The sequence below is a fragment of the Pararhodobacter marinus genome (assembly GCF_003122215.1).
Taxonomy (GTDB): Bacteria; Pseudomonadota; Alphaproteobacteria; order Rhodobacterales; family Rhodobacteraceae; genus Pararhodobacter; species Pararhodobacter marinus.
Window position 1 is genome coordinate 319,521 of sequence record NZ_QEYD01000005.1, and the last position, 12,120, is coordinate 331,640.

General features: G+C 67.1%; 12 protein-coding genes. 10 read left to right on the top strand and 2 right to left on the bottom strand.

Translation table 11 applies throughout. From position 1 onward, the window contains the following. Window positions 1-126 precede the first annotated feature (126 nt). Window positions 127-708 carry a lytic transglycosylase domain-containing protein gene (locus C4N9_RS10270; RefSeq protein ID WP_109533233.1) on the top strand — a complete coding sequence of 194 codons (582 nt, stop codon included), beginning with the start codon at window positions 127-129 and terminating at the stop codon, window positions 706-708. A 108-nt stretch (window positions 709-816) separates the two neighbouring features. Here C4N9_RS10270 and C4N9_RS10275 read toward each other — a convergent pair whose 3' ends face one another. Continuing rightward, entirely contained in the window at window positions 817-1,653 is an 837-nt protein-coding gene (locus tag C4N9_RS10275) for an AraC family transcriptional regulator (protein ID WP_109533234.1), read from the bottom strand. Window positions 1,654-1,790: 137 nt separating this feature from the next. Beyond that, a complete protein-coding gene (miaA, locus tag C4N9_RS10280) occupies window positions 1,791-2,699 on the bottom strand; it encodes a tRNA (adenosine(37)-N6)-dimethylallyltransferase MiaA (RefSeq protein WP_109533235.1) in 909 nt (302 codons plus the stop codon). 163 nt (window positions 2,700-2,862) lie between these two features. Here miaA and pyrH point away from each other — a divergent pair, with 163 nt between their 5' ends. The 9 genes from pyrH (at window position 2,863) to C4N9_RS10320 (ending at window position 12,035) form a co-directional block, all read left to right on the top strand. After that, complete coding sequence (gene pyrH / locus C4N9_RS10285) at window positions 2,863-3,585, top strand: UMP kinase (RefSeq protein ID WP_109533236.1); 723 nt, start codon at window positions 2,863-2,865, stop codon at window positions 3,583-3,585. 171 nt (window positions 3,586-3,756) lie between these two features. Then, complete coding sequence (frr, locus tag C4N9_RS10290; protein WP_109533237.1) at window positions 3,757-4,320, top strand: ribosome recycling factor; 564 nt, start codon at window positions 3,757-3,759, stop codon at window positions 4,318-4,320. A gap of 43 nt (window positions 4,321-4,363) precedes the next feature. Continuing rightward, complete coding sequence (gene uppS, locus C4N9_RS10295; protein WP_109533238.1) at window positions 4,364-5,080, top strand: polyprenyl diphosphate synthase; 717 nt, start codon at window positions 4,364-4,366, stop codon at window positions 5,078-5,080. Beyond that, the gene (locus tag C4N9_RS10300) at window positions 5,077-5,865 is read left to right on the top strand and encodes a phosphatidate cytidylyltransferase (protein WP_109533239.1); all 789 of its coding nucleotides are present in this window, start codon (window positions 5,077-5,079) and stop codon (window positions 5,863-5,865) included. The genes uppS and C4N9_RS10300 overlap by 4 nt, the downstream gene beginning before the upstream one ends. Next, entirely contained in the window at window positions 5,865-7,037 is a 1,173-nt protein-coding gene (gene dxr, locus C4N9_RS10305) for a 1-deoxy-D-xylulose-5-phosphate reductoisomerase (protein ID WP_109533240.1), read from the top strand. Before C4N9_RS10300 ends, dxr begins: the two co-directional genes overlap by 1 nt. A 14-nt stretch (window positions 7,038-7,051) precedes the next feature. Beyond that, window positions 7,052-8,389, top strand: a complete 1,338-nt coding sequence (gene rseP / locus C4N9_RS10310) for an RIP metalloprotease RseP (protein WP_109533241.1) — start codon at window positions 7,052-7,054, stop codon at window positions 8,387-8,389. Between the two features lie 126 nt (window positions 8,390-8,515). Continuing rightward, window positions 8,516-8,683, top strand: a complete 168-nt coding sequence (locus C4N9_RS21900; RefSeq protein ID WP_168192195.1) for a hypothetical protein — start codon at window positions 8,516-8,518, stop codon at window positions 8,681-8,683. 350 nt (window positions 8,684-9,033) lie between these two features. After that, a complete protein-coding gene (gene bamA / locus C4N9_RS10315) occupies window positions 9,034-11,367 on the top strand; it encodes an outer membrane protein assembly factor BamA (RefSeq protein WP_168192196.1) in 2,334 nt (777 codons plus the stop codon). Further along, the gene (locus tag C4N9_RS10320) at window positions 11,367-12,035 is read left to right on the top strand and encodes an OmpH family outer membrane protein (protein ID WP_109533243.1); all 669 of its coding nucleotides are present in this window, start codon (window positions 11,367-11,369) and stop codon (window positions 12,033-12,035) included. Before bamA ends, C4N9_RS10320 begins: the two co-directional genes overlap by 1 nt. Window positions 12,036-12,120 lie beyond the last annotated feature (85 nt).

Sequence of the window (12,120 nt, forward strand, 5' to 3'; positions counted from 1 at the left end):
CTGCAGGTCCCCGACATGGCTGGGCACGGCTCAGGCGCGGCTCTGCCCATGCGGTGTTGCGAATCTTGGCCCGGGACGCGTTTGCGGCTATGATCCGCGCCACTGGGGACTTTTGAGGGGTAACAGATGCTCAGGGCGCTTCTTGCGGCTGGCCTTCTGGTGACATCCGGCGCCATGGAGGCACAGGCCAGCGGTTTGCGGCTCGGGTCCGGCGGGGGGCAGGCCACGCGGGCCGATACCTTCCGCGCGCAGACCCGTCTGATGGAGGGCCGGATGGCCCGTCAATATTCGGCCTCGGCGCCCGAAAGCGCGGTGCCGATGGTCAGCTATACCGGCAGCTACCGGGGCGAATACCTGGCCGTCGCGCGGGCCGCCGCGCAGCGCTATGGCGTGCCCGAAGAGCTGTTCCTGCGGCTGGTGCACCAGGAAAGCCGCTGGAATCCCGGCGCTGTGTCCCATGCGGGCGCGCGGGGCCTTGCGCAGCTGATGCCGGATACCGCGCTGTTGCTGGGCGTCGATATCGACGATCCGGGCCAGAATCTGGATGGCGGTGCGCGCTATCTGCGCATGATGTATGACCGTTTCGGCAGCTGGCGGCTGGCGCTGGCGGCCTATAATGCCGGTCCCGGCGCGGTCGAACGGCACGAGGGCGTGCCGCCCTATGACGAGACGACGAATTACGTGCAGGTCATCCTCGGCGCAGGCTGAGGGCGCGGCTGAGGGCGCGGCTGAGGGCGCGTTCGGTCACACGAAAAAGGGGCGGGCCGAAAGGCCGCGCCCCTTTTCCATGCGCGCGGGCTGCGCGTCAGATTAGCGTCAAATCCGGGGCACGGCCGGTCCCGCAGGCCGCTTGCGGAAGGCCGAGGGCGTCTGACCGGCCGATTTTTGGAAGGCGCGGGTGAAATAGCCAGCCGAGTTGAAACCCAGCATCTCGGCCACGTCCTTGATCGGCATGCGCGTTTCGGCCAGCAGGCGGCGGGCTTCGAACAGGATCCGGTCTTCGAGCAACTGATGCGCGCCCTTGCCGCAGGCGGCCTTGCAGGCGCGTGTCAGATGGGTGGGCGTGATCCCCAGTGCCTCGGCATAATCCGCGACCGCTCGGTTCGAGCGGAAATCGCGCTCGAGCAGGCTGGAATAGCGCGCCACCAGCCGTTGCGCGGCACCCGGACGCGGCTGGGCCATCGATTCGAGTTGCTTCTCGCGCTCGAGCTGGCGGTCGAGCCACACGCCCAGCAATCCCAGATGATGCTGCGCCGCCTTCTGCGAGCCCGCGCGGTTGCTTTCCAGTTCGCGCTGGATCGCTTCGAGCGTGGCGATCAGTTCCTTCTGGCTGATCGGATCACGCGGGCGCAGATATTGCGGCGTCTGCGGCAGGTCCAATCCGTGATCGCGACCGAAGAACACCACCGTGCCCTGCACGCGCGGCGCGAAGTCGAAGCCGTGCATGACGCCGGGGGGAATGAAGATCGCGTTATTGGGCCCGTAGCCGCGCTGGGTTCCGGCGATGGTGATCCGGCCCTGTCCCTGCGTGAACCACAACAGCACCGGCTCGCGCAGCGAGCGCATCGCCTCGACCCGCCAGCGCCCGCCGGCCGCGAGGCGCGAGATCGGCGTCAGCCGAAGCCGGGACGGGGATTCGGGAATGATCGACATGACAGCTCCGTGGCAGCGGCAACTTTCCGCTCGAGCCTAGGAAACCGAAGCGACACAGAGGAAGGAGAATCACCGGACGCGGGGCAGGGTGTGCCGATTCAACCGGCAAGCGTGGCGTTTGGGTGACTCTGGATAAGTCAGGGGATAACGACGGGATCCCATGTGGACATCCGGCTGCGAAACCAGCTGCGCTGCCGCTTGGCGTATTGGCGTGTCGACAAGCTTGCGGATTCCTTGGCTTTTTCCAGCGTCATCCGATGCGCCAGATAGGCCATCAGCTCGGGCGCGCCGATCGCCTTTGTCCACAGCGGGCCGCTGGGCGTGCCGCCATCCTCGGGCCAGTGGGGATAAGCCGCGCGCGCTTCGTCCAGCGCACCCTGCTGCACCATTGTTTCGAAACGGCGAACGATTCGCTCGTTAAGCCAGTCGATTCGCGGCTTCAGCACCAGCGCCGTCGCCGCCTCGCGCGGGAGAACCGGCGCGCCGGTTTCAGCCTGCCACTCGGCCAGGCCGCGCCCGGTCGCGCGCAGCACCTCCCAGGCCCGTTGCACCCGCGCGGGGTTGCGCTTGTCGATGCGCGCGGCGGTTTCCGGATCCAGCTCGGCCACCATCGCGGCCAGCGCGTCCAAGGGGTGGCCATTGCAGGGATGCAGCCGCGCATCGGCCTCGGCGCGGATCTCGGGCGGGGTTGACGGGATTTCGGCCAGACCCTGCGTCAGGGCGGTGAAGTAAAGCCCCGTGCCGCCCACGATCACCGGGTTCAGCGCGACCAGGGGCGTGACCTCGCGCAGCCAGTGGCCAACGGAATATTCGGCCCCCATCGGCACATGCCCATACAGGTGATGCGGCGCCAGGCCTTCGTCGAAGGGATCGGGCCGCGCGGTCAGCACCCGCCACGGCGCATGGACCTGCAGCGCGTCGGCATTGACCACGGCGCGCCCCTGCGCCTGCGCGATCTTCAGCGCCAGCGCGGATTTGCCGCTGGCGGTCGGCCCGGCGATCAGCACCGGGCGGTCGGGATCGGGCAGGGGAAAGTCCGAAAACATGAGGCGCGGGTCCGGGGGCGATCTAGGCGTTGATCCTGCCGTGGTTTTCCGACATTTTGCCGCCGAAAGAAACCACCCGATTGCCGCACGCCCGCCCCCCGCTTCAAGGACCGCTTTCCGGCCTTGCTTCCGGGATGGCCGCGCGCGCCAAGGAAAGGCCGCCATGGACCGCACTCCCTCCGCTTATCGCCGTGTCATGCTCAAGATTTCGGGCGAAGCCCTGATGGGCGATCAGGGATACGGTCTGCATCCGCCGACCGTCGCGCGCATCGCGCAGGAGGTGAAGGCGGTGCACGACATGGGCGCCGAGATCTGCATGGTGATCGGCGGCGGCAACATCTTCCGCGGTCTCGCCGGCTCGGCGCAGGGGATGGAGCGGACGACCGCCGATTACATGGGGATGCTGGCCACGGTGATGAACGCGCTGGGCATGCAGTCGCAGCTTGAAGCGCTGGGCATCCATACCCGCGTCATCAGCGCGATCCCGATGGATCAGGTCTGCGAGCCCTATATCCGCCGCCGCGCCGTGCGCCATCTGGAGAAAAAGCGCGTCTGCATCTTCGCGGCGGGCACCGGCAACCCGTATTTCACCACCGACACCGCCGCGACCCTGCGCGCCAGCGAGATGGGCTGCGAGGCGGTGTTCAAGGGCACCAAGGTCGACGGCGTTTACGACAAGGATCCCAACAAGTTCGACGACGCCAAGCGCTACGATACCGTCAGCTATGACGAGGCGCTGGAGAAGAATCTCGGCGTGATGGACGCCACCGCCATCGCGCTTGCGCGCGACAACAAGCTGCCGATCATCGTGTTCTCGCTCGACGCGCCCGGCGGCTTCCGCTCGATCCTGGCGGGCGAGGGCACCTATACCCGCGTCGCGAGCTGAAGCGCGCATCCCTTGGCCGCCGCGCGCCCGCAACGGGCGGCGCCGCGGGGCAGGGCCGAACAGCGGTTCCCTTCCGCGCCCCGCGGCGCTAGAAAACCCACAGTATACAAACTCCCGCGGACGCCCTAAAACGCGTGCCAGTGGATCAGAGCCTGACGGAGACTTCCGCGTATGTCCGACGAGATCGAGATCGATATCGATGACCTCAGCCGCCGCATGGACGGCGCGCTTGCCTCGCTGCGCACCGAATTCGCGTCGCTGCGCACCGGCCGGGCCTCGGGCTCGATGCTGGAGCCGGTGCAGGTCGAGGCCTACGGCCAGATGACCCCGATCAACCAGCTGGGCACCGTCAACGTGCCCGAGCCGCGCATGGTCACGATCAACGTCTGGGACAAGGCGATGGTCGGCAAGGTCGAAAAGGCGATCCGCGAATCCGGGCTGGGCATCAACCCGCAGCTCAACGGCACGATCATCATGCTGCCGATCCCCGAGCTGAACGAGGAACGCCGCCGCGAGCTGAGCAAGGTCGCCGGTTCCTATGCCGAACATGCCCGCGTCGCCGTGCGCAACGTGCGCCGCGACGGCATGGACCAGATCAAGAAGGCCAAGAACAACGGTATGTCCGAGGATGACCAGAAACTCTGGGAAGCCGAGGTGCAGGAACTGACCGACAAGCATATCGGCATGATCGACAAGGCGCTTGAGACCAAGCAAGAAGAGATCATGCAGGTGTGACATCGCCCTTTGTGCGAGTCCTGACACTTATTTCGGAGAGAACATGCCTGAGGAGTCTGGCACGCCGCGTCACGTCGCCATCATCATGGACGGCAATGGCCGTTGGGCGACGAACAAGGGATGGCCGCGACTTGTCGGGCACCGCAAGGGGGCCGAGCGGGTCAAGGCCATCGTGCGTGCCTCGTCGGATCTGGGCATCCGGTATCTGACCGTCTATGCCTTCTCGACCGAGAACTGGAAGCGCTCGACCGAGGAAGTGCTGGGGCTGATGAAGCTCTTCGCGCGCTATATCCAGCGCGAGGCCGAGGCGCTGTCGAAGGAAAACGTGCGGATGTGCTTTATCGGCGACCGCACGCGGCTCGATCCGAAACTGCAGGACCTGATGGCCTGGATCGAGACCCGCACCGCCAACAATACCCGCCTGACCTTTACCATCGCCATCAATTACGGCGGCCGTGACGAGCTGGTGCGCGCGGCGCGCGGGCTGGCCGAACGCGTCGCCGCGGGCGAGCTGAAGCCCGAGGATATCGACGAGGCCACGCTCGACGGCGCGCTCGATACCGGGCACCTGCCGGCGCCCGATCTGGTGATCCGCACCTCGGGCGAGACGCGGGTGTCGAACTTCCTGCTGTGGCAGGCGGCCTATGCCGAATACGAATTCACCCCCGTCCTGTGGCCCGATTTCACCCCCGAGGTGCTGGCCGAGATCCTGAGCCGGTTCAGCGGCCGCGACCGCCGCTATGGCGGTGTGAAGAAATGAGCAGCTTCTCGGACCTGCGCACCCGGCTGGCCTCGGGCCTTGTGATGGCGGTGATCGGTCTGGGGGCGATCTGGCTCGGCGGCATGGCCTTCGGCGCTCTGGCGCTGGCACTGGCGGGGCTGATGGGGTGGGAGCTTCACCGCATGCTCGATCCCGGCGCGCCCGAGGGGCGGGGCGGGGCCACGGGCGTGGTCGCGGTGATGCTGGTCACGGTTTTCACCTTCTACCAGTCGGGGTGGATCGCGCTGGCAGGCATGGCCTTGGGCGCGGCGGTCATGGCGTGGCGGATGCCGCGCGACAAGCTGGTGTTCGGGCTGTATTTAACGCTGATCCTGTGGGCCGCGCATTCGCTCATCGTGTTTCGCGGCAGCTACGGGCTGATCTTCGTTCTGTGGATCGTGCTGATCGTCATCGCGTCGGATGTCGCCGGATATTTCGCCGGGCGCGTCTTCGGCGGGCCGAAATTCTGGCCGCGCTTCAGCCCCAAGAAAACATGGTCGGGCACCGTGGCAGGCTGGCTTTTGGCCGCGCTGGTGGGGGTTGGTTTCATGGCACGGTTCGACCTGTCCTGGGGGCTGATCCCGATCTCGGCGCTGCTGGCTTTCGCGGGGCAGCTCGGTGACATCGCCGAAAGCGCCATCAAGCGGCATGTCGGCGTCAAGGACAGCTCCAAGCTGATCCCCGGCCATGGCGGCGTGCTCGACCGGTTCGACGCGATGATCGCGGTGGCCGCGCTGGCGCTGATCCTTGCCTATCTCGGGGCCTTCGGCGGGGCGCAGGTCTGATGCGGCGCGTCGCGGTCTTCGGCGCCACCGGCTCGGTCGGGGAGAGCACGCTCGATTTGCTGGCGCGGCGCGACGATATCGAAGTCGTGGCGCTGACAGGCGGGCGCAACGTCAAGCGGCTGGCCGAACAGGCGAAGGCGCATAACGCGGCGCTGGCCGTGACCGCTTTCGATGACTGCTATCAGCCGCTGAAAGACGCACTCGCGGGCACCGGGATCGACGTAGCGGCGGGCGCGCACGCGGTCGTCGAGGCCGCGCATCGCCCCGCCGATTGGGTGATGTCGGCCATCGTCGGCGCGGCGGGGCTGGCCCCGGGGTTCGCTGCTTTGTCCCAAGGCCGCACGCTGGCACTGGCCAACAAGGAATCGCTCGTCACCGCGGGCCCTCTGTTGCTGGCCGAGGCCCGCAGCCACGGCGCCACGATTCTTCCCGTCGACAGCGAACATTCCGCCGTTTTCCAGGCGCTTGTGGGCGAGGATATCGCGCAGGTCGAGACCGTGACGCTGACCGCCTCGGGCGGGGGCTTGCGCGACTGGCCGCTGGAAAAGCTGGCCTATGCCACGCCTGAGGAGGCGGGCAAGCATCCCAACTGGGATATGGGCCAGCGGATCACCATCGATTCGGCCTCGATGTTCAACAAGGCGATGGAGGTGATCGAGGCGCACGAATTCTTCGGCCTCGCCCCCGATCAGGTGAAGGTGCTGATCCACCCGCAATCGCTGGTCCACGCCCTTGTCGCCTTCAACGACGGCGCCGTCATGGGCCATCTCGGCGCCCCCGACATGCGCCATCCGATCGGCTATGCCCTGAACTGGCCGCAGCGCGGCGCGCTGCCGATCAAGCGGCTGGATCTGGCCACCGCCGGGCGGCTCGATTTCGCCGCGCCGGATCTGCAGCGCTATCCGGCGCTGGCGCTGGCATGGCAGGTGATGGAGACGGGCGGCGCCTCGGGCTGCGTGTTCAACGCCGCCAAGGAGATCGCTCTCGATCATTTCATTGCCCGCGATATCGGTTTTCTTGATATGGCCTCGGTGGTCGAAGCTACGCTGTCCGCCTTCGCCGCGCGCGCCGACATCGCCGCGACACCACGGACGCTGGACGAGGTGCTGGCGATCGATACCATGGCCCGCGAGCTTGCGGGCGAGGCCGCAGCCCGACGCCCGCGCGCCTGAGCAAAGGAAGACCCATGGGGATGCTGCCCGAATTCGGCAATCTGTTCTTCACCCTCGGCGCCTTCGTCGTGGCCCTGTCGATCATCGTCACGGTGCATGAATACGGCCATTACATCGTCGGCCGCTGGTCGGGCATCCATGCCGAGGTCTTCTCGGTCGGTTTCGGTCCGGTTCTGCTGAAGCGCACCGACAAGCGCGGCACGCAATGGCAGATCGCCGCCTTGCCGTTCGGCGGTTACGTCAAGTTCCTGGGCGACGCCAATGCCGCCTCGGCCGGGGCCGATGACGAGGTGATGAGCCATCTCGACGCCTCGCAGCGCCGCCACACCATGCACGGCGCGCCGCTCTGGGCGCGGGCGGCCACGATCTTTGCCGGGCCCGCCTTCAATTTCCTGTTTTCGATCATCGTCTTCGCGGGCTTTCTTGCCGTGCAGGGCCTGCCTGCCGACACGCCGCGCGTGGGGACGCTTTACCCGATGCCCGGCGTCGTCGAGCTGCGCGAAGGCGACCTGATCACGGCCATCGAGGGTCAGGAAACCCCGGCGCTGTCGGATTACTACGCCGCCGCCGCCGAGGTCGCGCCCGCGCCCAGTGTCACCTACACGATCGAGCGCGACGGGCAGGTGATGCGCGTCGAAGGCCCGCATCCGCTGCCCGCCCGCGCGGCCAGCATCGCGCTGAACTCGGCCGCCCGCGACGCCGCGCTGCAGACGGGCGACGTGATCCTCAGCGTCGACGGCCGCCCGATCTATGCCTTTTCGCAATTGCCGCCGCTGGTGGCCGAGGCCGGCGGCGCGCCGGTCGACCTGACCTATTGGCGCGCGGATGACGAGGGCGGGAACGAGGCCGAGGTCGCGCTGACCCCGCGCCGCACCGACCTGCCCTTGCCCGATGGCGGCTACGAGACGCGCTGGCTGATCGGCCTGACCAGCGGGACGTTCTTCGACCATCCGACCCGTCCGGTCGGCGTGACCGAGGCGGTGCCGATGGCGGTGGGCCAGATCGGCGATATCATCTCGAACTCGATCTCGGGCTTGTGGCACATGATCACCGGCGCGATCAGCACCTGCAACCTGTCGGGCCCGGTCGGCATCGCCACCACCTCGGGCGAGATGGCCTCGGACGGGCTGGCCAGCTTCGTGTGGTTCATCGCGGTGCTGTCCACGGCGGTGGGGCTTCTGAACCTGTTCCCGATCCCGATCCTCGATGGCGGGCATCTGGTGTTCCACGCCTACGAGGCCGTGCGCGGCCGCCCGCCCAGCGAGAGGGTGATGGGCGCGCTGATGACCACCGGGCTTGTCCTGCTGGGCGCGCTGATGATCTTCGCATTGGGGAACGATTTGTTCTGCTGAACGATCCCGGGCGCGGGGCGCGATTGACGGCGCAGCGGAAACGCTGCCCGCAAGCCGCCCCGACACTGCCCCGCTGATGCCATAATCCGCGCGCATCGAAAGGCTCTCGAAGACTGGGAGCCTGTCATGCATTACGTCCTTCCCGCCGCCCAAAGCCTGCGCAACCTTTATGCGCTGTCTTCCGAGCGTGTCTGGTTCGCGCTGGCGACAATCGGCGGGCTGTTGCTGGCAGAGAAGGCGATCTCGGCGCTGCTGACGCTCGGTGCGCCGGAGCTGCATCTTATGGGCTACTGACGCCACGCAGCCTGCGTCCGCCGCAACCCCATTTGTCGCGTCTCCGAAAGGCCGGGCCCTCAGGTGCCCGGCCTTCGCGAATCGCGCGTCCCTCTCGCACGCGATGCCTCGGCCTCCGGTCCGCCACTGCCAGCGGCCCGCCCCCCGATTGCGGCCCCCGGACCGTCGCAGACGAACAATCCGGTGCAATGAATCCCCACATGATGCGAAAACGGGCAGGGGTGCACGCAACGCTTTGACATTCCACGTTCGCCTCGCTAGCAAGAGTCAAAACAAACGGCGGTAAAACACGGGGCTTTGGGATGCGCATCTCGCACGTGGATATGCATGCGCGCGCTCTCGGGGGGGTGATGAAACCTCTGCGGGGACTTGCAGCAGTATTTCTTTTTTCTTCAGCTATTTCCATCGGCGCCGCCAGCGGCGCCCTGGCACAGAGCTACAGCTTCTCGTCGATCGACGTGCAGGGGAACACCCTGATCGACGATGACCAGATCATCTCGTATGCGCGAATCCTCCGGGGTCGCAATCTGAGCGCGGCCGACCTGAACGCGGCTTATCAGCGCGTTGCGGCGACCGGCTTTTTCCGTGAAGTGGATTTCGTGCCACAAGGCAACCGCCTTGTGATCACGGTGCAGGAATACCCGCTGATCAACCGCGTCTCGATAGAAGGCAACCGCCGTCTCGACGATGACGATCTCAGCGCCACGATCACCTCGCGCTCGGGCGGCGTCTATTCGCCCGCCACCGCCGAAGCCGACGCCAACGCGATTGCCGAGGCCTATGCCAATGCCGGTCGCCTGTCGGCCCGCGTGAACCCGGTGATCATCGAGCGTCAGGGCGGCCGCGTCGACCTGGTCTTCGAAGTGCAGGAAGGCGCCGTGGTCGAGGTCGAGCGGATCTCGTTCGTGGGCAACCGCACCTATAGCGAGCGCCGCCTGCGCAACGCCATCGAGACCGCGCAGGCCGGGCGTCTGTCGACCCTGTTCCGCGTCGACAACTACAACGAGCAGCGCGTGGCCCGTGACCGTCAGGCGCTGCACGACTTCTACCTGTCGCGCGGCTTCATCGACGTGCAGGTGCTGTCGGGCATCACCGAGCTGAACGCCGAACGCGACGGCGCCTATGTCACCTTCACCATCCGCGAAGGCCAGCAATACCGGCTGGGCAACATCACGGTGACCTCGCAGATCTCGGGCATCGACGCCGCGCCCTACCAGGCCGGGCTGATCGAACGGCCGGGCACTCTGTTCACGCCGACGCTTCTGGAAAACATCATCCAGCAGGCCGAGCGCGTGGGCTACGAATCGGGCGAGCGTTTCGTGCGCGCCGAGCCTACGCTGGTGCGCAACGAGCGTGACGGCACGATCGATGTCGAGCTGACGCTGATCCGCGGCGAGCGCGTCTTCATCGAGCGCATCGACATCCAGGGCAACGTCACCACCGAGGACCGGGTCATCCGTCGTCAGTTCGACGTGGCCGAGGGCGACCCGCTGAACCCGCGCGAGCTGCGCGAAGCGGCGGCGCGGATCCAGCGCACCGGCTTCTTCTCGGATGTGCAGGTCAACCCGGTCGGCGGCTCGACCCCCGATCAGGCCGTGGTGGACGTGCGTGTCGAAGAGGCCACGACCGGCTCGCTGGGCTTCGGCCTGAGCTATGGCGCCGATGACGGCGTGGGCGGCAACATCAGCTATAACGAGAACAACTTCCTCGGTCGGGGCCAGCGTCTGAACGTGACGCTCTCGACGCTGGAAAGCTCGCAGGCGGTGTCGCTGTCCTTCACCGAACCGGCGTTCCTGGGCCGCAACGTCGCGCTGGGGCTCAATGTCGGGCTGTCGACCTCGTCGGCCAATGACTCGGCCTATTTCAGCACCGAAGTGGCGCAGTTTTCGCCCTCGCTCACCTTCCCGGTCAGCGAATACGGCGAGCTCAGCGTGCGGACCTCGATCAGCCGCTACTCGCTGACGCCCGCTTCGCCGCGCCGTCAGACCGCGCCGCGGATCCTGCGTGACCGTGGGTCGGCGACGACCGCCTCGGTCGGCTATACCTACAGCTTCGATACCCGCGACACTGGCATCGATCCAGATCGGGGCTTCGTGTTCCGCTTCAGCCAGGATCTGGCCGGCGTCGACCGCAACTGGCTGCGCAGCACGATGATGGCGGGCTACGAGCAGCACATCCTGAACGGCGATGTGACGCTGCGGGTCGAGTTCGAAGCGGGTGCGATCATCCATGGCGACGATGCCAGCCGCATCAACGAACGCTTCGTTCTGTCGTCGGAACAGTTCCGCGGCTTCAGTTCCTACGGGATCGGCCCGGTCGGCTATTCCAACATGGGTGGCCCCACCGGCGGCGGAACCCGCAATGGTCTGGGCGGCAACTTCTTTGCCGTCGCCCGGTTCGAGGCCGAGTTCCCGCTGGGCCTGCCGCAGGAATACAACCTGCATGGCGGCGCCTTCCTCGATGTCGGTTCGATCTGGGGCATCGACCAGCCGGGCACGATCTGCGCGCCGGGCGTGACGCAGAACTGCGTCATCGACGAGGCCGCTTTGCGCGCCGCCGCCGGTGTGTCGCTGTTCTGGTCCTCGCCGCTGGGTCCGCTGCGCTTCAACTTCGCGGTGCCGATCATGATCGAGGATTATGACCGCGAACGCCGCTTCGACCTGACCGTCGCCACCCGGTTCTGATGGTCCGGTTTCCGACGATCCTGCTTGCGGGGGCGCTGCTTTGCGCCCCCGTTTGCGTGACGGCCCAGACCGCCGGTCCCGCGCCCGATGCTCTTGGCGCGCGTCTGCCGCAGGGTGTCTCGCCGGTCCCGTACCGCATCCTCGACCAGGACCGTCTGCTGCGCGAATCCGAGCTGGGGCAGGAGATCCTGGCCGGGATCCGCGCCGCCGAGGCCGAGCTTGAAGCCGAGAACCAGTTCTATTTCGACCAGCTTGCGGCCGAAGAGCGTGCACTGACCGAAGCGCGGGCGGGTCTTACGCCCGAAGAATTCCGCGCCCGCGCGGACGCTTTCGATGCCCGCGTCGAGAGCATCCGCTCCGAGCGCGCGCAGGCCAGCCAGGCGCTGGCGCGCTGGTCCGAAGGCGAGGCGCAGCGCTTTTTCGACGCGGCGCTGCCGGTGCTGGTGCAGATGATGAACGACCGCGGGATCCTCGCGCTGCTGAAGCCCGACACGCTGATCCTGGGATCGGACATGCTGGACGTGACCTCGGACGCGATCGCGCTGCTTGACGCGTCGGGGACCGGGATCGGGGACGATGCTCCCGAGGCGCCGGGGGACTCCCCGCCCGAGATGCAGCCTGCGAACCCGGATGACGCACCTGCCGACAGCCCCGCGCCGACCGAGTAGGTCCGGCGCGGCGTCGCCGGACTTTCCCTTGTCGCCGATTGGCGGAGTTGCTAGGTCTGGCGGACCCGGCCGCCGCGCCGGTGAC